This is a genomic window from Pseudonocardia alni (genome assembly GCF_002813375.1).
Classification (GTDB): domain Bacteria; phylum Actinomycetota; class Actinomycetes; order Mycobacteriales; family Pseudonocardiaceae; genus Pseudonocardia; species Pseudonocardia alni.
Genome location: NZ_PHUJ01000003.1, coordinates 3227147 through 3253172 on the forward strand (window position 1 = coordinate 3227147; position 26026 = coordinate 3253172).

The following is a 26026-nucleotide window of genomic DNA, read 5'->3' on the forward strand; positions in this document are numbered from 1 at the left end:
CGGCTAGGCTGGGCCCGGTGGACGGAGCATTCTCCCGGCGGAGCGAGGTCGCGCCGGCGACCCGGGACCGGCTGCTCACGGCCGGGGCCGAGGAGCTCGCCGACAGCGGCGCCGCGACGTTGACCGTGCGCCGGGTCGCGCGCCGGGCGGGGCTGTCCGCGGCCACCGCGTACAAGGTGTTCGCCTCGAAGGAGCACCTGCTCGCCGCGGTGTTCCTCGCCCACCTGCGCAGCGCACCGGGCGCCGAGCCCGCCGCGGACCTGCCGGTCGAGGAGCGCCTCGCCGGCTACGTCGACGGTCTGGTCGCCGCCCTCGACGGCGGCGGCGACCTCGACACCGCGCTGCGGTCGGTGTTCCTCGGCCACGACCCGGACGCGCGCCGGATCCGGGACTCGGTCGTCGCCGACTTCCAGGAGCGGTTCGACCGGGTCTGCGGCGACGACCTCACCGGCGAGGCGCGCCGCACCGCCCGGCTGCTGCTCGCGGGCACGCTGGTGCTGACCGGTACCGGCATCGACGACGCCGCCGCGGCCCGCGCGGAGCTCGTCCGGGCCGTCCGCGCGCTGCGGCCGGCCCCGGCCGGTCAGACCGCGAGCAGCTCCGTCGACCCGAGCCCCAGCTCGTCGAGCGTGGCGCGCACCTCGCCGGTGTAGACCGGGTTCATCAGCAGCACCGACCGCGGGGGCGAGTCCAGCAGGTCCTTCGGGGCGCGGATCGGCAGACCGAGCCCGCCCATGAAGCGCCCCTGCAGGCCGGGGTTGATGTCGACGACCGCGCCGACCGCGCCGGTCCCCTCCGCCCCGCCCTCGACGACGTTGAGGAAGGTCAGCCCCTTCGCCCCGCCACCCCAGACGACCACCTCGTCGCCGGTCGCGGCCCGGCCGCCGAGCCACTCCCGCCACCGTCCGACCTGGTCCGACACCCGGGTCGCGAAGTCCCGGCAGGCGCTGCGCAGCGCCTCGCGCAGGTGCGGCTCCAGCTCGGGCGCGCCCGGCGTCCCGTCCGGCCCCGCCTCGGCGACGACGTACTGGTCGGCGTAGGTCAGCCGCACCTGCGGGTCGGAGAAGCCGACCCCGGTCAGGAACGTCCGCATGGTCGCCGGGGTGAAGTAGGAGCAGTGCTCGTACTGCAGGTCCCAGAAGGCGCCCTCGTCGAGGATCCGGCCCAGGTCGGGCACCTCGGCGAGCAGCGCCCGGCCGCCGCCGCGACGCAGCCCGGCGTACAGCTCCGCGCCGAAGACGGCGAGGTCGGGGATGTGCTCCAGGGTGTGCCGGCAGACCAGGGCGGCGGTGTCCGGCTCGACCTGGTCACGCGCGAACTCCGCGGGGACGGCGGTGAGCCGGTCCGCCAGCTCCGGGCGGATCCGCTGCGGCACGAAGTGCGGGTCGATCCCGGTCACCCGGCCGACGCCGGCGCCGAGCAGCTCGGCGGCGAAGTCACCGGACCCGCACCCCACCTCGACGACGTGCCGCCCGGCCAGCCCGAACCGCGCCACCCAGTCCGCGGTGACCTCCGCGGCGTAGGCGGCGAAGCGGGGGGAGTGGTGCTGGGACTCCTCGTGGTCGCCGGTGTAGTCGAGCAGCCCCGGGTCGAAGTCGCGGTTGAACACCAGCCCGCAGCGCTCGCACAGCACGAGCACCTGGTCACCGGTGGCCACGGAACGCGCCGAGACCGGGTCGGGAAGCACCGCGGTGCCGTGCACCGGCAGCCCGGTCGCGGAGAAGAACGGGTCGCTCGCGGGCGCGTCGCACGCGGGGCAGCGGTTCAGCACCGGGCGAGACTAGCGGCAGGCCGTCACCCGTCCGTGCGCGCGCTCCGCCCGGGACCGGGCCCTCAGCGGTTCAGCACGCCCTGCGGGTCCTGCGCGTCCGGGACGGCGCTGCCGGAGGTCCCGAGCAGCTTCTGCCACTGCGGGTGGTCGACGACGTCGGGCACGCTCTCCACCCGTCGTGCCGCCGCGAGCACCTCGACGGCACGGGCGGCGTCGCCCTCGGTGCCCGCGCGCACCGTGCGGGCCAGCTCCGGCCAGGTCTCCCCGCCGAGCAGGCCGTTGACGTCGTCGGCGCGGTGCGCGCGCTGGAACTCGCTCACCGCAGCTGCGGTGCGGTCGTCGAACCGGCCGTCCGGCTTCCCGGTCAGCGACCCGGCGTCGCGCAGCAGGTACTGGGCCGCCTCGACCATCGGGCCGCGATCGCCGGTGCGCAGCAGCGGCCAGCTCGCCTTGGTCGACTCGGTGCGCGAGAGCCGCCTGCCCAGCAGCCCCGCCACCTCGCGGCGCAGCCGGGGCAGCGCGGCGTAGAGACGGTCACCCGGGCAGAGGGTGTTGCGGTAGTCGCGGTGGCCGTAGAGCTCGGTCGGGGCGATGCCGTAGCGCAGGCAGATGTAGGCGCAGGTGACGCGCAGCGAGTTCCACAGCGCCGGGGTCGGGTCGACCCCCATGTAGGTGCCCTCGTTCTCGATGCCGATCGCGATGACGTTCTGACCGGGCGAGTGCGCCCCCTCGACGACGCGGCGGCCCCCGTTGAGCTCGCCGAGGCTCCAGAGCCTGCCCTCCATCACGTGCCCGCCGCGCGAGATCGTGAAGTGCTGCCCCGAGTCGAGCCAGCCGTTGCGGTCCATGTGGTAGTTCTGGATCGCCCTGGCCATCCGGTGCGCGGCGCCGACGCTGTAGTCGTTCGTGTTCGCCCCGGCCGTGTGGTGCACCAGGATCCGGATCGGGCGCCGGTCCCAGACCTTCGGCGGGAACTTCGGCTTGCGCGCGCCCCACTCGAAGCAGCGCGCGACATACGGGACCGGCACGCCCTCGGCGAGCGGACCGGCACCGGCCGGGCCGGGCATGCCGTCCGGCCCCGGGACCGCCGACGGGCCGGGCACCGGACCCGTGGCGGGCGGAGCGGGGTCGGTGGTCGGCGGCGGCCCGGCGAACGCCCGGCCGGGAAGGACCAGGCCCGCGCCGGCGACCGCACTCCCGACCAGCAGCCCGCGGCGGCTCCAGCTCTGTCCCGGCTCGCCCATCGCTGCTGCCCCCTTCGGCGGCACCGCGCCGGCACCGCCTCCGTCACACACGCCACATACGTCCCGTGCGACTCCGCATTCTCTCGGTTCACGGGAAAAGGACGGCGCGGGCGCGCCGGTCGAGCGCGTCACACGGGTGGGCGGTCCCCGAACACGCACCTGCACCTTGCTCCGGTTACCGGTCAGTAATACTCTGGAGTCAGTTACCGGCCGGTAAGTCGATCGGCCCTGGCACGAACGGCGGTGAAGGACGGATGGGCCACTACAAGAGCAACGTGCGCGACCTCGAGTTCAACCTCTTCGAGGTGTTCGAGGTACAGGACCACCTCGGGACGGGACCGTTCGAGGACGTCGACGTCGACACCGCCAAGGGCGTGCTGTCGGAGCTGTCGACCGTCTGCACCGGCCCGCTCGCCGAGCACTACGCCACGATCGACCGCAACCCGCCGGTCTTCCACCCCGAGGACCACACGGTCACCACCCCGCAGGAGCTCAAGGACGCCTACAAGGTCCTCTGGGACGGCGAGTGGTGGCGCCTCGGCCTGCCGAACGAGCTGGGCGGCATGGGCATCCCGCCGTCCGTGCAGTGGGCCGCCGCCGAGCTGATGTGCGGCTCCAACCCGGCCATCTTCATGTACATGGCCGGCCCGAACTTCGCCTCGATCCTCCACGCGAACGGCAACGAGGAGCAGAAGCGCTGGGCCCAGCTGATGATCGACCGCGGCTGGGGCGCCACCATGGTGCTGACCGAGCCGGACGCGGGCTCCGACGTCGGCGCCGGCCGCACCAAGGCGATCCGGCAGGACGACGGCACCTGGCACATCGAGGGTGTGAAGCGCTTCATCACCTCGGCCGAGCAGGACTTCACCGAGAACATCATGCACCTGGTGCTGGCCCGCCCCGAGGGCGGAAAGCCGGGCACCAAGGGCCTGTCGCTGTTCCTGGTGCCGAAGTTCCACTTCGACGCCGAGACCGGCGAGCCGGGCGAGCGCAACGGCGCCTTCGTGACCAACGTCGAGCACAAGATGGGCCTCAAGGCCTCCACCACCTGCGAGCTGACCTTCGGTGCCCACGGCACCCCGGCCGTCGGGTGGCTGCTGGGCGACGTGCACGACGGCATCGCCCAGATGTTCCAGGTCATCGAGTACGCCCGGATGATGGTCGGCACCAAGGCCATCGGCACCCTGTCGACCGGCTACCTGAACGCGCTCGAGTTCGCCAAGGAGCGCGTGCAGGGCGCGGACCTGACGAAGATGACCGACAAGACCGCGCCGCGGGTCACGATCACCCACCACCCGGACGTGCGCCGCAGCCTGATGCTGCAGAAGGCCTACGCCGAGGGCATGCGCGCCGTCTACATCTACACCGCGACCTTCCAGGACAAGGTGCGCCTCGGTGGCGAGGACGCCGCGCTCGCGGAGAAGGTCAACGACCTGCTCCTGCCGATCGTCAAGGGCGTCGGCTCCGAGCGCGCCACCGAGCAGCTCGTGCAGTCGCTGCAGACCCTGGGCGGGTCGGGCTTCCTGCAGGACTACCCGATCGAGCAGTACATCCGGGACGCCAAGATCGACTCCCTCTACGAGGGCACCACCGCGATCCAGTCCCAGGACTTCCTGTTCCGCAAGATCGTCCGGGACAACGGCCAGGCGCTCGCGCACGTCGCGGGCGAGGTCCAGGCGTTCATCGACTCCGACGCGGGCAACGGCCGGCTCAAGGAGGAGCGTGAGCTCCTGCGCACCGCGCTGACCGACGTGCAGGGGATGCTCGGCACGCTGACCGGCTACCTCTACGGCTCCACCAAGGACGTCACCGAGCTGTACAAGGTCGGCCAGCACACCGTGCGGCTGCTGATGGCGGTCGGCGACCTGCTCGTCGGCTGGCTGCTGCTGCGCCAGGCCACCGTCGCGCTCGCCGCACTGGGCACCGACGGCGTCTCCGCGAAGGACCGGGCCTTCTACGAGGGCAAGGTCGGCGTCGCGACCTTCTTCGCGAAGTCCGTGCTGCCCCGCCTGACCTCGGACAAGGCGATCATCGCGAACGCCGACAACGAACTCATGGAGCTCGACGAGGCCTCGTTCTGATCCGGTCGGCGATGACGAAGGGCCCCGGGCGCGGACTCCCCGCCCGGGGCCCTTCCTCGTCGTGCCCCTACTGCGCGATGTAGCTCTCCAGCTGTTCGCGTTCCTGCTCCAGCATGTCCATCCGGGCCTTGACCAGGTCGCCGATGGACACGATCCCGGCCAGCGCCCCGTCGACGATCACCGGCAGGTGCCGCACCCGGCGGTCGGTCATGATCCGGGCGAGGTCGCCGACGCCGTCGTCGGGCGAGCAGGTGACCACCTCGGTGGTCATCACCTCGGCCACCCGCGCGTCGAGCAGCGCGGCGCCGTGGCTGTGCAGCCGGCGCACCACGTCCCGCTCGGAGACGATGCCGACCAGCCGGTCCCCGTCGACGACGGGCAGTGCGCCGAGGTTCCGCTCGGCGATCGCGCGCAGCACCTCGCCCATCGAGTCCTCCGGCGCCACGGTGCTGACCGCGCTGCCCTTGCTCCTCAGAACGTCCGCGATGCGCATGGGGTACCCCGATCCCTCGCTGTCCGACGGCTGGAGGGATCAGGGTACGAATGTGACCTGGCTCTCGTCATCCCCTGACGGGGACGATCACCGGATCAGCCGCCGCACTGCACGATCGGCTGAGGGTTGTACTTGACCGTCCGCGTCTTGCTGGTCGTCTCCCCGGTCTGCACATTGCGCATGGTCCGGGTGTCGGTCGCGGTGAAGCCGGGAGAGCCCTTGCTGGCGCTGCACGGCTGGCCGGCCGGGATGTTGACGACCTGCGGCTGGGTCGGGTTCGTCCGCGGCCCGGTCGCCGAGGTGACCTCGTACATCTTCTGCCCGATGAACGAGACGGTGACGTTGCTGGGCGTCCACGCCGTGCGGATCAGCACCGGGGTCGGGCCGTCGTTGCGGAACTTGACGTCGATGAGGTCGTTGAAGACCGTCGCCTCGCGGGCCACCGGGTAGCGGCTGATGTAGTAGCTGTGCTCCTTGTGCTCGATGTCGGTCATGCCGGCGAAGTACGACGCGTTGTACAGCGTCGTCGCGAGCTGGGAGACACCGCCGCCGACGCCGCGCGCCGGGTGGCCGTCCTCGATGATGCCGGCCTCGACGTAGCCGTTGGCGGCGTTGCGGGGGTTGCTGACGCCGTTGAGGCTGAACGTCTCGCCGGGCTGCACGATCTGGCCGTTGATGGCCTCGGCGGCGCGCTTGATGTTCTGCCCCGAGTCGGCGGCGAACCCGCCGGTGGTGAACGTCGAGATCTCGGTGGCGTTGCCCAGCGACTCCAGGTCGGCCGTGGTGATCTCGGCCGGCTTGTTCGCGTAGACCGCCGCGACCGTGCGCTCGCCCTGGCCGGTGAGGATGGGCAGCACGTTCGCGAAGGTGGCGTCGTAGTCGATGCCGCGCCCGTCCTGCGACGGGACGACCCGCGGCGGCGTCGCGGCGAAGTCGAGCTGGGCGTCGACGCCGGGCTTCTCGGTGCTCGCCAGCTGCGGCTGCGCGATGTCCTCGAGGGTCTTGTTCGCGATCACCGGCTTCAGCTTCACGGGCCCCTCCGGGTCCGCGGTGAAGCGGAGCGCGGTCGTGATGTCCTCCGGGGTGATGGTCGCGTTCGCACCCTCACCGGTGATCGTCAGCGGGCCGGCGACGGCGGGCTTGGCGACCTCGTCGATGGCCTTCTGCACGTCGGCCGGGGTCGTGACGGCCTGCTCGACGATCAGCGGGAGCTGCACCGGCTCGCCGGAGGCCCACTGCTCCTCGACGACGCCGACGGCCGCGTCGACGTCGAGCTGCTGGCCGGGCTCCGGCGCGACCGGGGTCGGGGTGACTCCCTGCCACTCGACCGAGCCCTCCTTGGGCTCCTTCATGACCAGCGGGGCCATCTGCTCCAGCGCGGTGCGCACGGCGCGGTCGTCGGCGGAGTTGACCACCCCGACCTCGCGGGTGGTGAAGAACGAGGAGATCCGGGTGATCGGGTTCAGCGGCTGCTCGCCCGCCTCGTCGAGAGTGCGCGCGTAGTCGACCTGCAGGCCCGCGGCCTTCGGGTCGATCTCGGAGCTGACCTCACCGGCCTGGACCGGCACCGGCGCGGAGGAGCGGGGCTCGATCGCGGCCTGCAGCGTCTCGGTGGCCTGGGCGCGCGACATGCCGCCGATCTGCTGACCGGCGACGACGACGCCGCGCGGCACGCTGCCGGAGCTCAGCGCGAGGTCGCCGACGTAGCCGAGGACGAGCACACCGAGCGCGGCGGCCGCGACGATCAGTCCGACCGGGCGCTTGCGCTGCGGGCCGTCACCGCCCTCGCCGTCGCCGTGCCCGTCGCCGTCCCCACCACCGGGGCCGCCGGGCCCACCGGGGCCTCCCGGCCCATCCGGACCGGTCGCTCCCGCGGCGCCGAACGCACCGGCACCGAGGACCGCGGTGCCCGCAGCCGGGCCGCCGGTGTGGATGCGGGCGGTCTGCTCGGCGGCGCCGCCCGCGGGCGGCGTCGCGGCCGCGGCCGGGGTGACCCGGGGCAGGATCTGGGTGCGCTGCTCGCTGAGCGGAGCGACGCGGACGGTGTCCTGGTCCTGCCCCTCGGGGGCGGCGGGGACCGGGCGGGTCGCGTCCGGCGCACCGGCCGGCCGGGGGCCGGGCTGCGACGCGGCGGGACCCGCGGGCGTCGGGGCGCCGCCGGACGGCTGCGGGGCGGCCGTGCCGGACTCCGGGCGGGGCGGGGTCCCGGGCTGCTGCGGGGCACCGGCGTCCGGCCGCTGCGGCGCGGGGGGCTGCTGGTGCGGGGCGGACGCAGGCGCGGCCGGACCGTCCGCGGTGGTCGCCTGCCCGACGACGGTGCGGGCCGCGGGGGACTCCGGCGGCGCCTGCTCGGCGGCCTCGGCCGGGTCGGCGGGACCGGACTCGGCGGCGGAGACCTCGGTGGCGCCCTGCGGCGCGGGAGTTCCCTGCGGCGCGGCGGGGGCGGCGGCGGGGCCGGGCGAGGGACGGCGGGCGGGCATCACGGGGCGACCGGCACCGGCGGCGTCGCCGTTCTGCGGGTCTCCCGGCTCCGGCGCGGACGTCACCGGCTGCTCGTCCGCGTCGTCGGACGAGGGAGGGCGCTCGGGCATGACGTGGGACTTCCTTTCCGCACTGCCATCGACTCTGTCATCGCGACCGGCGTCGTCGACTGTGTCGACACCGCTGTCGAACCGGGTGGGCCGCGGGTCCGTGCGGACCGGCGCGACCCGGGGGGTCAGAGGTAGAGACCGGTCCCGTGCTGGGTGGCCTCGGAGGCCACCGCGTGCAGGTCCCGCTCACGCATGACCAGGTGCCCGACGCCGGCGATCTCGACCTCGTACTGGTCCTCCGGGGCGAGCAGGACGCGGTCGCCGGCCTTCACCGTGCGCACGTGCTGTCCCACCCCGACCACCTCTCCCCAGACCAGACGCTTGGCGACCTGTGCGGTTGCCGGGATCACGATTCCGGCCGAGCTCCGTCGCTCGCCGGAACCCTCGACCCTCTTGATCATGACCCGGTCATGGAGCATCTGGATCTCGAGTTTGGGCTCGGCCACCGGGCCGATGCTACGGGTGACCCCTGACGCCCCCGGCGGCGCCCGGCGCAAGCGAGAGCATGCCCCGAACGTGGAACGCCCCGCGGCGCTACCGAGTCGGGGGTCGGGTGGCGCCGCGGGGCTCAGCAGGGGTTTCGCGCCGACCCGAGGACCTGTTACACCGCAAACAGTTTTCACTCGTCCGGAGCAGCGGGGGCTCAGGTGTTGGCGAGCAGGTACCGCCCGAAGTGCGGCACGGTGAAGGCGATCTGGCCGCGCTGGGCGGAGAACACCAGGCCCTTCTTGAGCAGGCTGTCGCGCGCCGGGGACAGCGACGACGCGCGCCGGTCCAGGTGCTTGGCCACCAGCGACGTCTCGACGGGGTGGTCCTCCCCGTCGGTCAGCTCGGCCATCGCCCGCAGGTACTCGCGCTCCGCCGGCGTCGCCCGCTCGAAGCGCGAGCCGAAGAAGCCGACCGCGAGCTCGGCCTCGGCCTCGGGGGCGGCCATCTCGACGTCCTTCACGCCGATCGGGCTGGTCGGTGCGGCGTCCCACGCGGCCTTGCCGTAGGCCTGCACGAAGTAGGGGTAACCGCCCGAGCGGACGTAGAGGTCGTCGAGGGCCTCCTGGTCGAAGGTCGCCTCCTCGCGCTCGGCCGGGGCGATCAGCGCGAAGTCGGCGTCCTTGCGGTCCAGCCGGTCGATCCGTGAGTACTTGAACAACCGCTCCGAGTAGGACTTCGACGCCGACAGCACGGCGGGCAGGTGCGGCAGCCCCGCCCCGACGACGACGAGCGGCACCCGGGCCTGGGACAGCTCGTGGCAGGCGGCGCAGAGCGCGGAGACGTCCTCGGGCCGCAGGTCCTGCATCTCGTCGATCAGCAGCGCGATGCCGGAGCCGACGTCCTGGGCCAGCTCCGCGACCTCGGTGAACAGCTCGACGAGGTCGATCTCGATGTCCCCGGAGTCCGCGCGCCCGTTCTTCACCGGGACGTCGATGCCGGGCTGCCAGCGCTCCCGCAGCTTCGTGCCCTCCGGCGACGACCGCAGCGCGAACGCCTTGAGCACGCCCAGCACCTCGTCGATGCGCTCGGGGGCCCGGTGCCGGACGGCGAGGTCGCGGATCGCGCGGTGCAGCGCCGCGGACAGCGGACGGCGCAGGTCGGCGTCCGGGCGGGCCTCGATCTTCCCGGCGCCCCAGCCGGCGTGCATCGCCATCGAGCGCAGCTCGCCGAGCAGCACCGTCTTGCCGACGCCGCGCAGCCCGGTGAGCACCAGGCTCCGCTCCGGGCGACCGCGGGCGACCCGCTCCAGGACGATCTCGAAGGCGTCCACCTCGCGGTCCCGGCCGGCCAGCTCCGGCGGGCGCTGCCCGGCGCCGGGGGCGAACGGGTTGCGCACCGGGTCCATGCGAGGACGGTATCCGCCGCTCTTCGGAATTCCGTAGACGACGACGGCGTGTCGCGGCCCCGCCACCCGGGCGGCCCAGCGACGACGTCGGTCACCCAGCGTGGTCGCGATGCCCGTCCGGGCCGGTTCCGGCATCGCCCGTGCGGTCCGCCGCGAACGCACCGTGCGAGCGGGGCCGAGGAACGCCGGCGCTGTCGTCACGATCCGGTGGCCCGCGCCCGGTGACCTTCCGCGACCGCGGTTGACCAGCAACACTCTGAGGCGTGCACCACCCCGTCGCACGTGACTACGCCCGGGAGGAGAGCGCTGTGGGCCGACACCGCGGACGGCACCGCGCCGACCGGATGCATCACTCGACGCTGCGGATGAAGCCGATCACGCTGCGTCGCCGACGGCTGGAGAGCCTGCGCAGCCTGCTCGCAGGAGCGCGCCCCGGCTGGTGAGAAGGACGGCGGGGGCGACCCCCGAACGCTCCCGCCGTCCACCACCCGGTCCTGGATCTGCCGCGCCCGGCCGTCGCACCCCTGGTGCCGCCGTCGCAGCCTCCGCACGGGGTGCGGAGACCGCGTGCGGGGTGCGCCGGGCGTCCACGTATCGCGAGGCCCGGTGACGGGTCAGGTGCGGTCGGGGCCGTCCACGACCTCGCCGTCGACGACCGGGCCGGTGCCCGCGGCAGGTCCGGTGATGCGCGGGTACGCGGTCGCCGAGCGCGGCTCGGTCACGGTCTCCCCCTCGACCACGGTGGCGCCGTAGCGGATCCGTGCGGTGCGCAGGCTCGGTGCGGCCCGCTCGGCGGCGTTCACCATGCGACGCCGGACCAGGGCCCGCGTCGGGGGGAACACCAGGGCGAGACCGAGCACATCGGTGATCAGGCCCGGCAGGAAGATGAGGATGCCACCGGCGGCGACGAGCAGCCCGTCGGTCGCCTCCTCGTGCGCCAGCTTCCCGCGCTGCACGGCGGTGGCGAGCGCGCGGGCGGCGCGGACGCCCTCCCGGCGGGCGAGCAGGAGTCCGACCACGGACCCGGCGAGCAGGACCAGCAGGGTCCAGCCCAGTCCGATCCACGCGATCAGCCCGGCGAGCGCGACGATCTCGAGCACGACGTAGAGCAGCACGAACGGCATGCCCGTACAACGCACGGGCATGCCGTTCTGCTCCCGGATCGCCCGAATTCCCCGGATCGATCCCCCGGGCCCTCGGATGATCTCCCCAGGTCACCAGGTGAAGGCGACCCCGGGGTCGTGCAGCAGCGCGCCGACGTCGGCGAGGAATCGCGAGCCCTCGGCCCCGTCGACGAGGCGGTGGTCGAACGACAGCGCCAGCCGGCACACGGTGCGCACGGCCAGCTCGCCGTCGACGACCCAGGGGGCGGGCTTGATCGACCCCACCGCGAGGATCGCGGCCTCGCCGGGGTTGATGATCGGCGTCCCGGTGTCGACGCCGAGCACGCCGACGTTGGTGATCGTGAACGTGCCCCCGACCAGGTCGGCCGGGGCGGTCCGGCCCGCCCGGGCGGTGTCGGTGAGCGTCGTGAGCGCGTCGGCCATGCCGCGCAGGGTGAGTGTGTCCGCGTCGCGGATCTTGGGGACGACGAGCCCACGCGGCGTCGCGGCGGCGATGCCGAGCTGGACGCGGGCGTAGTAGACGATCTCGCCGGCGCGCTCGTCCCAGCCGGCGTTGGCCGCCGGGGTCCGCGCGGCGGCGAGGCAGGCGGCCTTCGCGACGAACGCCAGCGGGGTCAGCTTGACCCCGGCGAACTCGCGCGAGGCCCGCAGCCGGTCGCGCAGGGCCATCATCTCGGTGACGTCGACGTCGAGGAACTCGGTGACGTGTGGCGCGGTGAACGCGCTCGCGACCATCGCCGCGGCGGTGGCCTTGCGGACGCCGCGGATGGGCTCACGCCGGTCCTCGGTGGGCCGGGCGGTGGTCGTGCCCGGTCCGGCCGCGGTGCCCGGCCCGGCCGCGGTGCCCGGCCCGGCGGCGGTGCCCGGCCCGGCGGCGGTGCCCGGCCCGGCGGCGAGCCCCGGGTCGCCGGGGCCCGAGCCGTCCGGCGCGGCACCCGAGGTCGCGGCGCCGGCGAGACTCCCGGCAGCGGCACCCCCCGCGGCGAGACCCCCGGCGACCGGCGACCCGGCGGACGTGCCGGCAGCGCCCGCTCCGGCGCCCCGGCCGTCGGCCGCAGCGCCGTTCCCGGCACCCGTGAGCCCGGCACCCGTGAGCTCGGCACCCGTGAGCCCGGCACCCGACGCGGCGGCGTGCACGTCCTCCCGGGTGATCCGGCCGTCCCGCCCGGTCCCCGTCACCGCCCGCAGGTCGACGCCCAGCTCCCGTGCGAGCAGCCGGACCGGCGGCGGAGCGAGCGGGACCTGGGCGGCACGCGGTCCGACCGCGTCGCCCCCGGCCCGGCCGTCGGAGCCCCCGGTCTGCCCGTCGGAGCCCCCGGCTCCCGGGTCGGCTCCGGTGGACGTCCCGGGAGCGGCCTGCTCGGGCGACCCGAGCGACTGCTGGGGCGACGGGACGGGGGCCGCACCCGGCCCCGAGGCGTCCGGGCCCCCGGCGACGGGGTCCCCCGCAGCGACGGACCCGGCCGGCGCAGCGGAGGCGGTAGGCTCGCGCCGGGGCCGTCGCCGGGCGGAGCCCTGCCGCGGCCCGTACCCGACGAGCGTCGCGATCCGTCCGTCCCTGCCCGCCTCACCGATCTTCGCGCCGGTGTCGGCGCCGGCGTCGGGCGCGGTCCCACCGGTGTCGATCGCGATGATCGGCGTCCCCACAGCGACGGTCGCGCCCGGTTCGGCCAGCAGCTCCCCGACCGTCCCGGCCCACGGCGAGGGCAGCTCCACGGCCGCCTTCGCCGTCTCGATCTCCACGATCACGTCGTTCACCGCGACCGTGTCCCCGGGCGCCACCCGCCAGGTGATGATCTCGGCCTCGGTCAGCCCCTCGCCGACGTCGGGCAGCGTGAAGTGCTCACGCATGTGCTCCTCCTCACCAGGCCAGGCAACGATCGACGGCGTCGAGCACCCGGTCCAGGTCCGGCAGGTACTCGTCCTCCAGCCGCGACGGCGGGTAGGGCGTGTCGAAACCGGTCACGCGGAGCACCGGCGCCTCCAGCGAGAAGAAGCACTCCTGCTGGATCCGGGCGGCGACCTCGGAGGTCACCGACGACTCCGCGGGCGCCTCGGACACCACGACCAGCCGTCCGGTGCGGCGCACCGAGTCCGCGACCGGGCCGAGGTCGAGCGGGGACAGCGACCGCAGGTCGACCACCTCGAGTTCGCGGCCCTCCTCGGCGGCCGCGGCGGCCGCGTCGAGGCAGGTCTTCACCATCGGCCCGTAGGTGGCGACGGTCAGCGCCGAGCCCGTCCGCACCACCCGCGACGCGTGCAGCGGGTACGCCGACGCCAGGTCGGCGCCGTCGAGCCCGCCCTTCTCCCAGTACCGGCGCTTCGGCTCGAAGAAGATCACCGGGTCGTCGGAGAGGATGGCCTGCTGGATCATCCAGTGCGCGTCCGACGGGGTCGAGCAGGTGACCACCTTCAGGCCCGCGACGTGCGCGAACAGCGACTCGGGCGACTCGGAGTGGTGCTCGACGGCACCGATCCCGCCGCCGTAGGGGATCCGGACGACGACCGGCACCGGCACCCGGCCCTGCGTCCGGTACCGCAGCTTCGCCAGCTGGGACACGATCTGGTCGTAGCCGGGGAAGACGAACCCGTCGAACTGGATCTCGCAGACCGGCCGGAACCCGCGCACCGCGAGCCCGATCGCGGCGCCGATGATCCCGGACTCCGACAGCGGGGTGTCGAGCACGCGCTGCTCGCCGAAGTCCTTCTGCAGCCCGTCGGTGATGCGGAAGACACCGCCGAGCCGGCCGACGTCCTCACCCATGACCAGCACCTTGGGGTCGCGCTCCATCGCGGCACGCAGGCCGTCGTTGAGCGCCTTCGCCATCGTGGTCGGCACAGCTCAGCCCTCCTGGTCCGCGAACGACGCGTGGTAGGCCAGGAACTCCTCGCGCTGGCGCTCCACCGTCGGCGACGCCTCGGCGTAGACCTGGGAGAACATCCGCTCCGGACCCGGCTGGGGCATCGCCCGGCAGAACGCCCGCATCCGCTCGCCCAGCGCGTCCGCCTCGGCCTCGACGGCGTCGAAGAAGTCGGCACCGACGCCGTGCCGCCGGGCCAGGTGCACCCGCACCCGCTCGATCGGGTCCTTGAGCTTCCACAGTTCGACCTCGTCGGCGAGCCGGTAGCGGGTCGCGTCGTCGGAGGTGGTGTGGGAGTCCATCCGGTAGGTGAACGCCTCGATCAGCACCGGGCCGTTGCCGGTGCGGCACTCGTCGAGCGCCCAGCGGGTGACGGCGAGGCAGGCGAGGACGTCGTTGCCGTCCACCCGGACGCCGGGGAAGCCGTAGCCGCGGGCGCGCTGGTAGAGCGGCACCCGGGTCTGGCGCTCGGCCGGCACCGAGATCGCCCACTGGTTGTTCTGGCAGAAGAAAACCAGCGGCGCGTCGTAGGCGGCGGCCCAGACGAAGCCCTCGTGGACGTCGCCCTGGCTGGTGGCGCCGTCGCCGAAGTAGCAGATGGTGGCCTCTCCGGTGTCACCGTCGGCGGTGCCGACACCGGCGGCGCTGCCGCCGACCTTCGACTCGAAGCGCTGGCCCATCGCGTAGCCGGCGGCGTTGAGGCACTGGTTGCCGATGACGATCGTGTACGGGTGGAACCGGGTCGCGACCGGGTCCCAGCTGCCGTGGTCGGTGCCGCGGAAGATGCCGAGCAGCTCGGTCGGGTCGACCCCACGGCACCAGGCGACGCCGTGCTCGCGGTAGCTGGGGAAGCACATGTCCTCGGGTGCGAGCGCGCGGCCGGAGCCGACCTGCGCGGCCTCCTGGCCGAGCAGCGGCACCCAGAGGCCGAGTTCGCCCTGGCGCTGCAGGGAGTTGCCCTCGCGGTCGGCCCGCCGGACCAGGACGAGGTCCCGGTAGAGCGACCGCAGGTCCTCGGCGGTGATGTCGGCGGCGTAGCGGTCGAAGCGCTCGTCGGGCACCCGCTCGCCCTCGGGGGTGAGCAGCTGGACGAGCTCCGGTCCGCCCTCGTCGACGCCCTTCAGCCCGGCGACGACCTGGTCGTGGCTGGGCCGCGACCGCGGGTCGGTCGGTATCCACGCCTGGGGTTCGTCCACGGCAGACCTCCTCGGTCGCACCGGGCGGGGTCACGCCCGGGAGCGTCGGCTCCGGGCCCGTGCGGGTGGTGCGGGCCCCGGGACGCGCAGGCGCGTCACCGCCGATCCTGGCACGTCACCGGCCCCGAGGAGAACCGGTGCCCCGCAGGTCGACGGGTGGACGACGGACCGTCGGACGTCCACAGACGACGGTCCCGGCACCCGGCCGGGACCGTCGCGGGAGCCGGTCAGGCGCCGTGCGGGCGCTCCGGGTCCGGCGGCGGGAACGCCGGGGGCTGCTGTGGGGTGCGCTGCGTCGGCGCGTCCGCACCCCCCGCCGGGTACGGCGGGTTCCCGGCGGCGGGGCGGCCCGGGGCGGGCGGGGTGGTGCCCGGCGCGCCGTAGCCGTAGCCGGGCTGCGGGATGCCCGCCGCGTCCTTCGCCTTGCGGGCGGCGCCGGCGATCTGGTTCGTGTACTTGCCCTTGGTCTGCTTGTCGACGAACTGGGCGGCGGAGTCGAGGGCCTTGCCCGCCTTGTCCGGGTTGGACCGGGCGTAGCGGCGGGCGGCCTCGACCGCTCCTGCCAGAACGGTGAGTCTGCGGAACAGCGACATCGTCGAGGACCTCCGTGACGAATGCGGCACCGCGTCGGACCGCGGCGCTGGGTCGTCGTACCAACAGTAGGCGAACGGGCACGGACCGGCGCGGCGTTCCACCGGCGTGCGACGACCACGTAACGGATCGGCCGTGCGCACGGCGGTGACCCGTCGACAGGTGGCAGGATCCCCGCCGTTCGACCCCGCCTCACCTGGAAGGCAACCGCATGACGACCGCGAGGACCCGCAGCGTCCGCTCCCTGACCGGGATCGCACTGTCCGCACTGACCGCACTGGTCCTGACCGGCTGTGGCGCCGGCGGCGACGGCAGCGGGGGAGGCGGCTCCGCCGAGGCCACCGGCACCGATGCGCCGATCCCGGCCGTCGCCAAGGACGACCGGCTCGCGGCGATGGTGCCGGCCGAGGTGCGGCAGGACGGCACGTGGGTCGTCGGCACCGACCCGACCTACCCGCCGAACGAGTTCACCGCGCCCGACGGCACCACGATCGTCGGGATGGACGTCGACCTCGGCACCGCGATCGCCCAGAAGCTGGGGCTGACCGCGAGGTTCGAGCAGAGCCAGTTCTCCGGGATCATCCCGGGCATCACCGGCGGCCGCTACGAGGCCGGCATCTCGTCGTTCACCATCAACGACGAGCGCACGCAGGTGCTCGACATGGTCGGCTACTTCTCCGCGGGCACCAGCCTCGCCACCCGCAGGGGCAACCCGGACGGCGTCGATCCGAACGACCTCTGCGGCAGGGCGATCGGCGTCCAGCAGGGCACCGTGCAGGTCGAGGACGTGCAGGCCCGCAACGCCGCATGCACCGCGGAGGGCAAGCCGGCCATCCAGATCACCGAGCTGCAGGCCCAGACCGACGTGACGCTCGCGCTGAACTCGAACCGGATCGTCGCGATGCTCGCCGACTCCCCGGTCGCCGCCTACGCGCAGACCACCACGAACGGCACGGTCGAGGTCGTCGGGCAGCCCTACGACACCGCGCCGTACGGCATCGCGCTCAAGAAGAACGACGGCCAGTACGCCCAGGCCGTGCAGGGTGCGGTCCAGTCGCTGATCGACGACGGCACCTACCGGCAGATCCTCGACAAGTGGAACGTCGCGAACGGCGCGATCCCCACCTCCTCGGTGAACGGTGGCTGAGCCGGCGACCACCGGCGCCCGACCCGAGCCCCGCGACGCGATCGGAGTCCGGCATCCCGGACGGTGGGTCGCGATCGCGGTGCTCGCCGTCCTGGGCGCGATGCTGGTCAACTCGCTGCTGACCAACGAGAACTTCGGCTGGCCGGTCGTCGCGGAGTACCTGTTCGCCGCACCGGTGCTGAACGGGCTCGCGAACACCCTCGTCCTGACCGTGCTGTCGATGCTGATCGGCATCGTCGGCGGGATCGGGCTGGCGGTCATGCGGCTGTCGCCGAACCCGGTGCTGTCCGGGGTGTCCGGGGTCTACCTGTGGCTGTTCCGCGGCACCCCGCTGATCGCGCAGCTGCTGTTCTGGAGCTTCCTGTCCTCGCTCTACCCGAACCTGTCGCTCGGCATCCCGTTCGGCCCGGAGTTCGTCGTGTTCGACACGAACTCGCTGATCACGCCGTTCCTGGCGTGTCTGCTGGGCCTCGGGCTGAACGAGGCCGCCTACATGGCCGAGATCGTGCGCGGGGGCATCCAGTCGGTCGACCAGGGCCAGAGCGAGGCCGCCGGGGCGCTGGGCATGACCCGCGCGCAGACCCTGCGCCGGGTCGTCCTGCCGCAGGCGATGCGGGTGATCATCCCGCCGACCGGCAACGAGACGATCGGCATGCTGAAGACGACGTCGCTGGTCGTCGTCATCGGCTACACCGACCTGCTCACCTCGGTGCAGCGGATCTACTCGACGAACTTCCAGACCATCCCGCTGCTCATCGTGGCCGCGGCCTGGTACCTGCTGCTGACCTCGCTGCTCACCGCCGGTCAGCGGGTCATCGAACGTCGCTACGGCCGCGGAGTCGCCGGTGCCGTCACCGAGGCGACCCCGCTGGTGCGGCTGTTCTCGTTCCGGACGGGAGGGAAGACCTCGTGACCCCGATGGTCCGCGCCGAGACGGTCGGCAAGAGCTTCGGCGACGTCGAGGTGCTCCGCGGCGTCGACCTCGTCGTCGAGCCCGGGCAGGTCTGCTGCGTGATCGGGCCGTCGGGCTCGGGCAAGTCGACCCTGCTGCGCTGCATCAACCACCTGGAGACCATCGACACCGGACGGCTGTGGGTCGACGGCGAGCTGATGGGGCTGCGCGAGGAGAACGGGCGGCTCTACCGGCTCCGTGACTCCGCGCTCGGCAGGCAGCGCCGCGAGGTCGGCATGGTGTTCCAGCGGTTCAACCTGTTCCCGCACCGCACCGCGGCGGAGAACGTGATGGAGGCGCCGGTCGTCGTGCGCCGCGAGTCCCGGGCGGCCGCGCGCGAGCGGGCCGTCGAGCTGCTCACCCGGGTCGGGCTCGGCGACCGCGCCGACGCCTACCCCGCGCAGCTGTCCGGCGGGCAGCAGCAGCGGGTCGCGATCGCCAGGGCGCTGGCCATGCGGCCCAAGCTGATGCTGTTCGACGAGCCGACCTCGGCGCTCGACCCGGAGCTGGTCGGCGAGGTGCTCGACGTGATGCGCGAGCTGGCCCGCGAGGGCATGACGATGATCGTCGTGACCCACGAGATCGGCTTCGCCCGCGAGGTCGGCGACGCGCTGGTGTTCATGGACGACGGCCGGATCGTCGAGTCGGGCGACCCGCGCGCGGTGCTCTCCGACCCGCAGGAGGAGCGCACCCGCGCGTTCCTGTCGAAGGTGCTCTAGCCGCGGGGGATGCGCCCCATCAGGAAGAACTCCGGGTTGGGGCGCAGCGCGGTCAGGTGCGCGAGCCGGTTCGACATCGCGAACAGCGCGGTGATCGCGCCGACGTCCCAGATCTCGTCCTCGGACAGCCCCGCGGCGCGGGCGTCGTCGAGGTCGGCCTCGGTGAGGGCCTCGGAGTTCCGGGCGACCAGCAGGGCGAGGTCGACGATCGCGCGCTCGCGCTCCGACAGCTCCACGGCGTAGGGGTTGGTCGCGACGCGGTCGGCGATCTCCGGGTCCTTGTAGCGGACCCGGAGGATCGCGCCGTGCGCGACGACGCAGTAGGTGCAGTTGTTCGCCCCCGAGGTGGCGACGACGACCAGTTCGCGCTCGGCCTTGGACAGTCCGTCGTCGGAGTCCATCAGCGCGTCGTGGTAGTCCAGGAACGCCCGCAGCTCCCGCGGGCGCCGCCCCAGTGCGCGGAACACGTTCGGGACGAACCCCGACCGCTCCGCGATCGCGCCGATCCGCTCCGCCAGGTCCGGCGGGAGCCCGTCGGGGTCGACGTGCCCGAACCTGCTCACCTCGTGCTGTGCCATGACGCGGACGCTAGCCGTCCGGGCCGTCAGCCGGGAGCGGCGACGCCGGTCCGGTAGGCCCACACCACGGTCTGCAGCCGGTCCCGGGTCCCGATCTTCGCCATCGCCCGGCCCAGGTGCGACTTGACCGTGGACGTCTCGACGACCAGCTCGTCGGCGATCTCGGCGTTGGACAGCCCGCGGGCCAGCATCTGCACGATCTCGGTCTCGCGCGGGGTCAGCGGGGCGACCCCGCCGTCGGGCGCAGCGTCCGGGGCGGGGCGGCGACGCGCGAACTCGGCGATCACCCGGCGGGTGACGGTCTGGTCGATCAGCCCGTCGCCGCGGGCGAGTCGGCGGACGGCGTCGACGAGGTCGTCGGGGTGGGTGTCCTTCAGGACGAACCCGCTCGCGCCCGCCTCCAGCGCGCCGAACACGTAGTCGTCGAGGTCGAAGGTGGTGACGACGAGGACAGCCGGGACCGGGTCGTCGAGGCCGGTGATCTCCCGGGTCGCGACGAGCCCGTTGCCACCGGGCATCCGGACGTCCATGCAGACGACGTCGGGCCGGTGTGCGCGCACCAGAGCGACGGCCTCCGGCCCGCTCGACGCCTCGCCGACGACCTCGACGTCACCGGCCAGCTCCAGGAACATCCGGAACCCGGCCCGGACCACCGCCTGGTCGTCGGCCAGCACCACCCTGATCACGCGCGTCCCCCTCCGGTCTCCGGGCCGGGATCGTGCGGGACGACCAGGCGGACCCGCCAGCCGTCGTCGCCGGTCCGGCCCGCCTCGAACTCACCCCCGACCAGCTGTGCACGCTCACGCATCCCGGCCAGCCCGAACCCCCGGGTGCCCGGCGCGCTGCCGGACTCCGGCGGGGTACCGCGCGCGGGGCCGTTCACCACCTCGACGGCGACCCGGCCGTCGGCGTGGGTCACGGTCACCCGGACCGGGGCGCCGGCGGCGTGCTCACGGGCGTTGGCCAGTGCCTCCTGCACCACCCGGTAGCAGGTGACGTCGGCGACCGGGGACGGCTCGCCCGGGTCCCCGCGCCGGACCAGCTCCACCGGCCCGCCCAGCTCCCGGGCCTGTTCCACGAGCCCGTCGAGCTCGGCGAGACCGGGGACCGGGGCGTCGGCCTCGGCGCCGCCCGCCCCCGGCTCCCGCAACGCTCCGACGACCAGACGCAGGTCGTGCAGGGTGCGGCGACCCTGCTCCCGCAGCCGGGACGCCGTCCGGCGCGCCTCGTCCGGGTCCCGGTCCACCAGCCGCTCGACCACCGCGGCCTGCACGACCATCGCCGACAGGTGGTGCGCGGCGACGTCGTGCAGCTCGCGGGCCATCCGCGCCCGCTCCCGGGCGACGGCGGCGTCCGCCCGTTCCCGGTACGCCGCGACGACACCGGCGGTGTGCACCCGGTCGAGCTCGGCGTAGCGACGCCGGGTCCGCAGGTACACGCCCAGCAGCAGCGGGCCGCCGTAGACCAGGACCGCCGACAGCACCTGGGCGACGACCAGCCCGGCCGCGCCGAGCAGCGCACTGTCGGACGGTCGCACCGCGATCCCGGTGAGCACCACGGTGGTCTCGACGACCGCCGCCGCGCCGACCAGGACACCGGCCCGTCGCGTCGGGAGCCGGGACCCGCAGGTGCCGGCCGCGACCGCTGTCGCCGGGCCCCGCAGGGCCGCACCCACCGGCAGCAGGACGACGTTCACCAGCTCCAGGCCGACCGTCAGCGCCAGGCAGACCGCCGGGGCGGTGCGGCGCAGCGCCAGCAGCAGGTTCTGCACGGTCACCACCCCCAGGGCCAGCGCCGCCGTGCCCGGCGCCAGGCCCAGCTCCGCGGCCGGGCCCGGTGCCAGTACCACCGGGGTGACCACCGCGAGCGTCCCGGCCGCGACGAGCACGGCCAGCGCGGCGTCGCGGCGTCGCGGTCCGGCCAGGCCGAGCGCGGTGAGCCGGGCGTCGAGCCGGTCCGCGCCCGTGCGGGGCGGCGGTTCGGGGTGCGGGTGCATGGGGTCTCCGGCCTCGGGTGGGGTGATCGTAGGGCTCAGTAGGTGAGGCTCGGCAGCAGCAGGCCCGCCACGACCGCCACCACCGCGACGCCGGTCAGCGCGACCAGCAGCAGCACCCGGCCGGTCACCGGCCACCCGCCGGCCCGGGCGCGCAGCGCGGTGACCACCCCGGCCGCCGCGACGGGCACGCCCGCCAGCCCGATCCACTGGAGCACCTGGAGCCCGCGCAGGACCGGGAGCGGCACGTCGCCCAGCGACGCGATCGCGAGCACCGAGACCACCCAGCCCGCGAGCGCGACGAGCGCGGCCACCGCCGCCGCCCGGGTGAGGCCGTGCAGGACCCGGTCGGTCCGCGGCCGGGCCGCGACGACGACGCCGTACCGGCGCCGCCACAGCGCCCCCGCGGGCCAGGCGACCAGCGCGCCGAGCAGCACCACGACCGAACCGGCCAGCACCGTGCCGAGCAGCGCCGCGTCGCGCAGCGGGCCGACCGGCAGCTCGGTGAACGCCGCGTCGTGGCCCAGCGCGGTGACCCGGCCGTCGGCGTCGGTGCGCACGGTCAGCAGCCGCTGGCCGCCGACCTCCCGCCACAGCCCGGGCCGGACCTCGGCGTAGGCGGCCGGACGGACGTCGTTCGGGGCGGGGGAGACCAGCAGCGTGCCGTCCGGACGGGCCGCCACCCGCATCTGCCCCATCAGGTTCATCGCGCCCATGAAGGTGCTCGCCGACCGGCGCGCCGACTCGTAGGTGCCCGCGATCGCGGCGGCCCGGGCCGGGGTGCCGGCGTCCGGGGCGGGCGCCGGGCCCGCCGTGCCGGGCAGGTAGCGGTCGGTGAACCCCTCGGTCACCGCGCGCCGCAGCTCCAGCGTGTCCGCGCCGCCACGCCCGCTGCTGTTCGTCGTGACGAACACGCCGATCCGCTCGGCCGGATACAACTGCAGGTGCGAGTGGAACCACTGGGTGTCGCCGCCGTGGCCGAGGACGAGGTGGCCGTTGCGGCTCTCGTCGAACAGGCCGGGTGCCATCCGCGGCCCGTCGGCGAGCGCGCCGAGGGTGTCCGGGCCCAGCGCCGGACGCTGCATCAGCGCCCACGCGGCGGGGGAGAGCAGTGGGGTCGAACCGGGCGCGCCGAGCAGGGCCGAGGCGAACCGGCCCATGTCGGTGGCCGACGCGCTGAGCGACCCGGCCGGGGCCGGGCTGACGAACTCGAACGGTGCCGGCGGGGCGTCGACGCTGGTGTAGCCCTCCGACATCGCCCCGGCGGCGGCCGCGGGCAGCGGCTGGTCGAAGGTCGCGGTCGTCATGCCGGCACGGTCGAGCACCTCGCGCTGCACGTAGCGCTCGAAGGGCTCCCCGGTGACCCGCTCGACGACGTACCCGGCCAGGCCGTAGCCGTAGTTGGAGTACGACGGCACGGTGCCGGGGGTGCCGACCTGCTCGGGTGGGTCGGTGGCGAGGAACTCCCGCAGCGACGGGCCGCCCGGCGCGGCGCGGATGAGGCCGCGGATCTGCTCCTCGAAGCCCGCGGTGTGGCTCAGCAGGTTCCGCAGGGTCACCGGGCCTCGGGGCATCGGCACGTCGATGTCGAGGTAGCGGCGGACGTCGGCGTCGAGGTCGACCAGGCCGCGGTCGGCGAGCTGCAGCACGGCGACCGCGGTGGCCACCTTCGACACCGACCCGACCCGGAACAGCGTCCGGTCGGGGTCGACGGGTCTGCCCGGCCCGGCCGAGCCGTAGCCGCGGGTGGCGAGGACCTGCCCGTCGCGGACGACGGTGACCGCGGCCCCGGCGATCCCGGTCCGGTCGAGCGCGGCGGGGACGAGGCCGTCCAGCCAGGCGCCGACGTCGGCGGGGCCGAGCGGAGCGGTCGGGACGGCCGCCCGCGGGGCCGGGTCCGGAGCCGGCGCGGCCGGGGACCCGCAGCCGCCGACCAGGGCCGCGACCAGCACGACGAGCAGGGCGACGGCGGCGGGGCCGCGGCGGGGCGGGCCGCCGGTCCGGCATGCGGTGATCATGCCGTCGAGCCTCGCCGGAACGCGTCCCCGGCACATCGGGCGCGGGTCGGCACTGCGGCCTACGACCTCCGACGGAGGCCGCCCTTCCCCGCGCGAGGCCCCATCGGGGACCATGTCGCGCCATGGGAGTCCCGGAGCAGGTCCGCACGCAGCTCGCGACCTGGTGCACCGAGCAGGTACCCGACGGCGAGAGCGACCGGCGCCGGATCGCCTACACCACGGCCGGCAGCACCGTCACGATCCTCGACCGCCGGCCGCCCGCGTTCCCGGAACTGGGTACGGCGTGGTCGTCGACGGCGCTGGCGCAGCTGCGGGCCGACGACCCCGGGCCGGGCAGCTGGACGCTGTACCGCGTCGCCGACCCCGGCTCGGGGCAGCGCTGGCAGCCGGCGGGACCGCCGGACACCGACCCGTTCGTGCTGCTCGCGCAGGTCGCCGACGGGATCCGCGCGAGCAGCTGACGCTCAGTCCTCCCGACCGCCCGTGACGGCCGGGCGCGGGCCCGGGGCCATGGCCGACGGCGTCGACGGGCGGGACGGCTCGTCGTCGCGCGGCGCCGTGTCCGACCCGCGCGGGGCCGGGCGCGGTGCGGGCACCGGCGTCTCGACCGCCTCGTGGGCGGTGACCGGTCCGGCCTGCGCCGGGACGGCGACCGGGACCTCCGGTGCCTCCGCGGCCGTACGGGCGGCGGGCACCGACGACAGCGGCGGGACGACCGGGACCGCGGGGTCCGGCCGCACGGCGGCGGTGCGGTCCCCGGTGCCGCGCAGGAACCGCGCCGAGGCCTGGTTCAGCACCTCGAGCAGGGTCGTCCCGGACGAGGCTGCCCGCGGCTCGTCCCCGACGACGGCGAGCATCCGCGGCGCCGCCGCGGTCAGCAGCAGCCCGTCGGCCTGCATCGCACCCGCACCCAGCACGACCACCAGGTCGGCGGTGTCCGCCGGGGGCAGCGTGCCGAGGACGTCGTCGACGGGCTCGGAGACGACCAGGCCGAAGCCCGGGACGCCGCGGCCGGCGTCGGCCGCCCAGGTCTCGGCGAGCTGTGGGTGGGTCCCGGCGAGCTCGCCGAGCAGCCGGTCCAGCTCGTCCCGGTCGGCGACCTCGCGCCGGGCGCGGTCGAGCTCCTCGCACGCGTCGGTGTAGGCCTGCGGGTCGTGCGCCCGCAGCGCCGCGACGACGGCCTCGTGCTCCGGGGCCCGTGCCCCGTCGGGCACCCGGTCGGCGCAGGTGGCGGCCAGGCGCTCCAGCTCGTCGGCGGCCTCGGCGGGGTCGCCGTGCTCGTCGTAGTCGACGATCGCGCGGGCGACCCGCTCCGCGGCGGCCAGGTCCGGCACCGAGACCGGGGAGTCCTGCTGCAGGAACAGCACGTCGTGGCGGAGCGCGCCGACCGACCGTGCGGTCGCCGCCACCCGGTCCAGGGTGTCGGTGAGCGCGGGCAGCTCGGAGGGGTCCCGCGGGATCGGCAGCCCCAGCATCGAGCACAGCCGCGCGATCTCGTCGTCGCGGCGGGTCAGGTCGAGGTGGTGGACGATCGCGACCACGTGGTCGTGGTTCTGCGGGGCCTCACCGGCGACGCGGAAGCGGCGCAGGTGCGGCTCGGCGTCCTTCTGCTCCTGCGGGCGGAAGTAGGACCGGGTCCGGCCGCCGGAGTCGAGGAAGTCCAGGTAGCGGCGGATCACGTCGGCGCCGCCCTGGGGCAGCGGCTCCACGATCTCGATCGCGGGGCCTGCGGCGTAGCGGGCGCGGTCGTCGCGCTGGCGGGCGGAGTGCCCCTGGAGCGCCTCGAACTCGGCGCGCAGGCCCTGGTGGACCAGGCGGCCGACGACCTCGCGCAGCCGGTCGGCGTCCGGGGCCGCGGCGATGGTCTCCAGCGAGCGCAGCACGCAGCGGGCGACCTGGGTGACGGCGCCGCGCCGGTCGGCGTCGAGGTCGCGCAGCAGGCCGGGGACGATCCGGGCCTCACCGGTCTCGGCCCCGGCCACGACCCGTCCGGCCCGCTCGCAGCAGCCCGCGACGTCGGCCGGGTCGGGCATGCCGTCGACGTCGGGGAGCTGCTGGCCGCGCCGGGCGTTGCGGTCGGCGCCGACCCGGGCGAGCAGGCGGCGCAGCCGCTGCAGCTCGGGGACCGGCAGCTCCGGGAACGACGTGGCGACGCGGCCCGCGACGCTCGCCGGCAGCGCGTCGTGCACCGCGGCGACGCGCTCGGCGGGCGCACCGGTCAGCAGGACGCGCATGCCGTAGCCGGTCAGCTCGGCCAGCGCCCTGGCGAGCTCGCCGGGGCTGGTGTCGGAGAGCACGACGAGCGGCTCCTCGGCCACCACGCCGAGCAACGTCGACGGGTGGGCGGGGTCCTCCTCGGGGCGCGGCGGGGCCGCGGCCCCCAGCGCGGTCGACAGGGTCCGCAGACCGGCGGGCACCCGGCCGGCGCGCACGTCGCCCGTGATCCGCGCCGCCGCCGTCCGCGGTGCCGCTCCGCCGCGGCCGGCCGACGCCAGCCGTTCGACGAACGCGACGAGCGCGTCGATGTCCGTGTCCTCGGACACCCGGACGTCCAGCATCTCGCCTCACACCTCCGCCGTACCTGTGTCGTCGCCCCGGGGACGACGTTCACGGTGTGTATCGCCGTGGACGGCCCGGTGTTCCGCCTCCGCCGCGACTTTCCGGCCGGGACCGGTCGGCCACCGTCACGAGGAGCGACGGAGCCGGGTCCCTTTCGGGGCACACGGCGGGTGCGGGTTCGTCCACTCGGACGGCCCCGGTTCCCCGCGACAGGCTACCTGCTGGGGCGCCACGCTGGGCCGATCTCGTCGACACCGTGCAGCGACGCCCCCCA

General features: G+C 74.7%; 23 protein-coding genes. 7 read left to right on the forward strand and 16 right to left on the reverse strand.

The annotated features are described in order from the left end of the window. Positions 1-17 precede the first annotated feature (17 nt). A complete protein-coding gene (locus ATL51_RS29430; RefSeq protein WP_073576085.1) occupies positions 18-653 on the forward strand; it encodes a TetR/AcrR family transcriptional regulator in 636 nt (211 codons plus the stop codon). Here ATL51_RS29430 and ATL51_RS16015 read toward each other — a convergent pair. Then, positions 584-1771, reverse strand: a complete 1188-nt coding sequence (locus ATL51_RS16015) for a class I SAM-dependent methyltransferase (RefSeq protein ID WP_100879071.1) — start codon at positions 1769-1771, stop codon at positions 584-586. The genes ATL51_RS29430 and ATL51_RS16015 overlap by 70 nt on opposite strands. 62 nt (positions 1772-1833) lie before the next feature. After that, positions 1834-3015, reverse strand: a complete 1182-nt coding sequence (locus ATL51_RS16020; protein ID WP_100879072.1) for a peptidoglycan recognition protein family protein — start codon at positions 3013-3015, stop codon at positions 1834-1836. A gap of 254 nt (positions 3016-3269) precedes the next feature. Between ATL51_RS16020 and ATL51_RS16025 the strand changes: the two genes are divergently transcribed. Continuing rightward, the gene (locus tag ATL51_RS16025; protein ID WP_100879073.1) at positions 3270-5096 is read left to right on the forward strand and encodes an acyl-CoA dehydrogenase; all 1827 of its coding nucleotides are present in this window, start codon (positions 3270-3272) and stop codon (positions 5094-5096) included. A gap of 67 nt (positions 5097-5163) precedes the next feature. Here the strand turns inward: ATL51_RS16025 and ATL51_RS16030 are convergent, their stop codons facing one another. The 4 genes from ATL51_RS16030 to ATL51_RS16045 all read right to left on the reverse strand — a co-directional run bounded on the left by ATL51_RS16030 (position 5164) and on the right by ATL51_RS16045 (position 10014). Beyond that, on the reverse strand, positions 5164-5589 hold the full coding sequence (locus ATL51_RS16030) for a CBS domain-containing protein (RefSeq protein ID WP_073576089.1): 426 nt from the start codon (positions 5587-5589) through the stop codon (positions 5164-5166). A 95-nt stretch (positions 5590-5684) separates the two neighbouring features. Continuing rightward, on the reverse strand, positions 5685-8180 hold the full coding sequence (locus tag ATL51_RS16035; RefSeq protein WP_208623002.1) for a VanW family protein: 2496 nt from the start codon (positions 8178-8180) through the stop codon (positions 5685-5687). Positions 8181-8305: 125 nt separating this feature from the next. Continuing rightward, positions 8306-8626 carry a GroES family chaperonin gene (locus ATL51_RS16040; RefSeq protein ID WP_043276256.1) on the reverse strand — a complete coding sequence of 107 codons (321 nt, stop codon included), beginning with the start codon at positions 8624-8626 and terminating at the stop codon, positions 8306-8308. Between the two features lie 197 nt (positions 8627-8823). After that, on the reverse strand, positions 8824-10014 hold the full coding sequence (locus ATL51_RS16045; protein ID WP_062398897.1) for an ATP-binding protein: 1191 nt from the start codon (positions 10012-10014) through the stop codon (positions 8824-8826). 308 nt (positions 10015-10322) lie between these two features. Between ATL51_RS16045 and ATL51_RS29435 the strand changes: the two genes are divergently transcribed. Further along, positions 10323-10457 carry a hypothetical protein gene (locus ATL51_RS29435; protein WP_255497807.1) on the forward strand — a complete coding sequence of 45 codons (135 nt, stop codon included), beginning with the start codon at positions 10323-10325 and terminating at the stop codon, positions 10455-10457. Positions 10458-10628: 171 nt separating this feature from the next. Here the strand turns inward: ATL51_RS29435 and ATL51_RS16050 are convergent, their stop codons facing one another. The 5 genes from ATL51_RS16050 to ATL51_RS29715 all read right to left on the reverse strand — a co-directional run bounded on the left by ATL51_RS16050 (position 10629) and on the right by ATL51_RS29715 (position 15788). Further along, on the reverse strand, positions 10629-11159 hold the full coding sequence (locus ATL51_RS16050) for an FxsA family protein (RefSeq protein ID WP_083658707.1): 531 nt from the start codon (positions 11157-11159) through the stop codon (positions 10629-10631). A gap of 69 nt (positions 11160-11228) precedes the next feature. Then, a complete protein-coding gene (locus ATL51_RS16055) occupies positions 11229-12989 on the reverse strand; it encodes a dihydrolipoamide acetyltransferase family protein (protein ID WP_100879074.1) in 1761 nt (586 codons plus the stop codon). A 10-nt stretch (positions 12990-12999) separates the two neighbouring features. Then, entirely contained in the window at positions 13000-13965 is a 966-nt protein-coding gene (locus ATL51_RS16060) for an alpha-ketoacid dehydrogenase subunit beta (protein WP_100880748.1), read from the reverse strand. A gap of 15 nt (positions 13966-13980) precedes the next feature. Next, positions 13981-15195 (reverse strand): pyruvate dehydrogenase (acetyl-transferring) E1 component subunit alpha, encoded by a 1215-nt coding sequence (gene pdhA / locus ATL51_RS16065; protein WP_208623003.1) that lies wholly within the window; start codon positions 15193-15195, stop codon positions 13981-13983. Between the two features lie 227 nt (positions 15196-15422). Beyond that, on the reverse strand, positions 15423-15788 hold the full coding sequence (locus ATL51_RS29715) for an antitoxin (RefSeq protein WP_073576094.1): 366 nt from the start codon (positions 15786-15788) through the stop codon (positions 15423-15425). Between the two features lie 209 nt (positions 15789-15997). Between ATL51_RS29715 and ATL51_RS16075 the strand changes: the two genes are divergently transcribed. From ATL51_RS16075 to ATL51_RS16085, 3 genes are read left to right on the forward strand one after another with little or no spacing between them, the layout of a single operon-like run. Beyond that, positions 15998-16933, forward strand: a complete 936-nt coding sequence (locus ATL51_RS16075; protein WP_083658709.1) for an ABC transporter substrate-binding protein — start codon at positions 15998-16000, stop codon at positions 16931-16933. Continuing rightward, entirely contained in the window at positions 16926-17846 is a 921-nt protein-coding gene (locus ATL51_RS16080) for an amino acid ABC transporter permease (protein WP_073576095.1), read from the forward strand. The genes ATL51_RS16075 and ATL51_RS16080 overlap by 8 nt, the downstream gene beginning before the upstream one ends. Then, positions 17843-18604 (forward strand): amino acid ABC transporter ATP-binding protein, encoded by a 762-nt coding sequence (locus ATL51_RS16085; RefSeq protein ID WP_301549049.1) that lies wholly within the window; start codon positions 17843-17845, stop codon positions 18602-18604. Before ATL51_RS16080 ends, ATL51_RS16085 begins: the two co-directional genes overlap by 4 nt. Here ATL51_RS16085 and ATL51_RS16090 read toward each other — a convergent pair. The 4 genes from ATL51_RS16090 to ATL51_RS16105 are packed head-to-tail and all read right to left on the reverse strand — an operon-like array spanning position 18601 to position 23193. Further along, entirely contained in the window at positions 18601-19182 is a 582-nt protein-coding gene (locus tag ATL51_RS16090; protein WP_073576096.1) for a peroxidase-related enzyme, read from the reverse strand. The genes ATL51_RS16085 and ATL51_RS16090 overlap by 4 nt on opposite strands. A gap of 26 nt (positions 19183-19208) precedes the next feature. After that, positions 19209-19868 (reverse strand): response regulator transcription factor, encoded by a 660-nt coding sequence (locus tag ATL51_RS16095; protein WP_100879076.1) that lies wholly within the window; start codon positions 19866-19868, stop codon positions 19209-19211. Then, positions 19865-21178 (reverse strand): sensor histidine kinase, encoded by a 1314-nt coding sequence (locus tag ATL51_RS16100; protein WP_100879077.1) that lies wholly within the window; start codon positions 21176-21178, stop codon positions 19865-19867. The genes ATL51_RS16095 and ATL51_RS16100 overlap by 4 nt, the downstream gene beginning before the upstream one ends. 35 nt (positions 21179-21213) lie before the next feature. After that, entirely contained in the window at positions 21214-23193 is a 1980-nt protein-coding gene (locus ATL51_RS16105) for a serine hydrolase domain-containing protein (protein WP_073576099.1), read from the reverse strand. 122 nt (positions 23194-23315) lie between these two features. Between ATL51_RS16105 and ATL51_RS16110 the strand changes: the two genes are divergently transcribed. After that, positions 23316-23654, forward strand: a complete 339-nt coding sequence (locus ATL51_RS16110; RefSeq protein ID WP_073576100.1) for a DUF3024 domain-containing protein — start codon at positions 23316-23318, stop codon at positions 23652-23654. Positions 23655-23657: 3 nt separating this feature from the next. Here the strand turns inward: ATL51_RS16110 and ATL51_RS16115 are convergent, their stop codons facing one another. Continuing rightward, a complete protein-coding gene (locus ATL51_RS16115; RefSeq protein ID WP_073576101.1) occupies positions 23658-25751 on the reverse strand; it encodes a hypothetical protein in 2094 nt (697 codons plus the stop codon). Positions 25752-26026 lie beyond the last annotated feature (275 nt).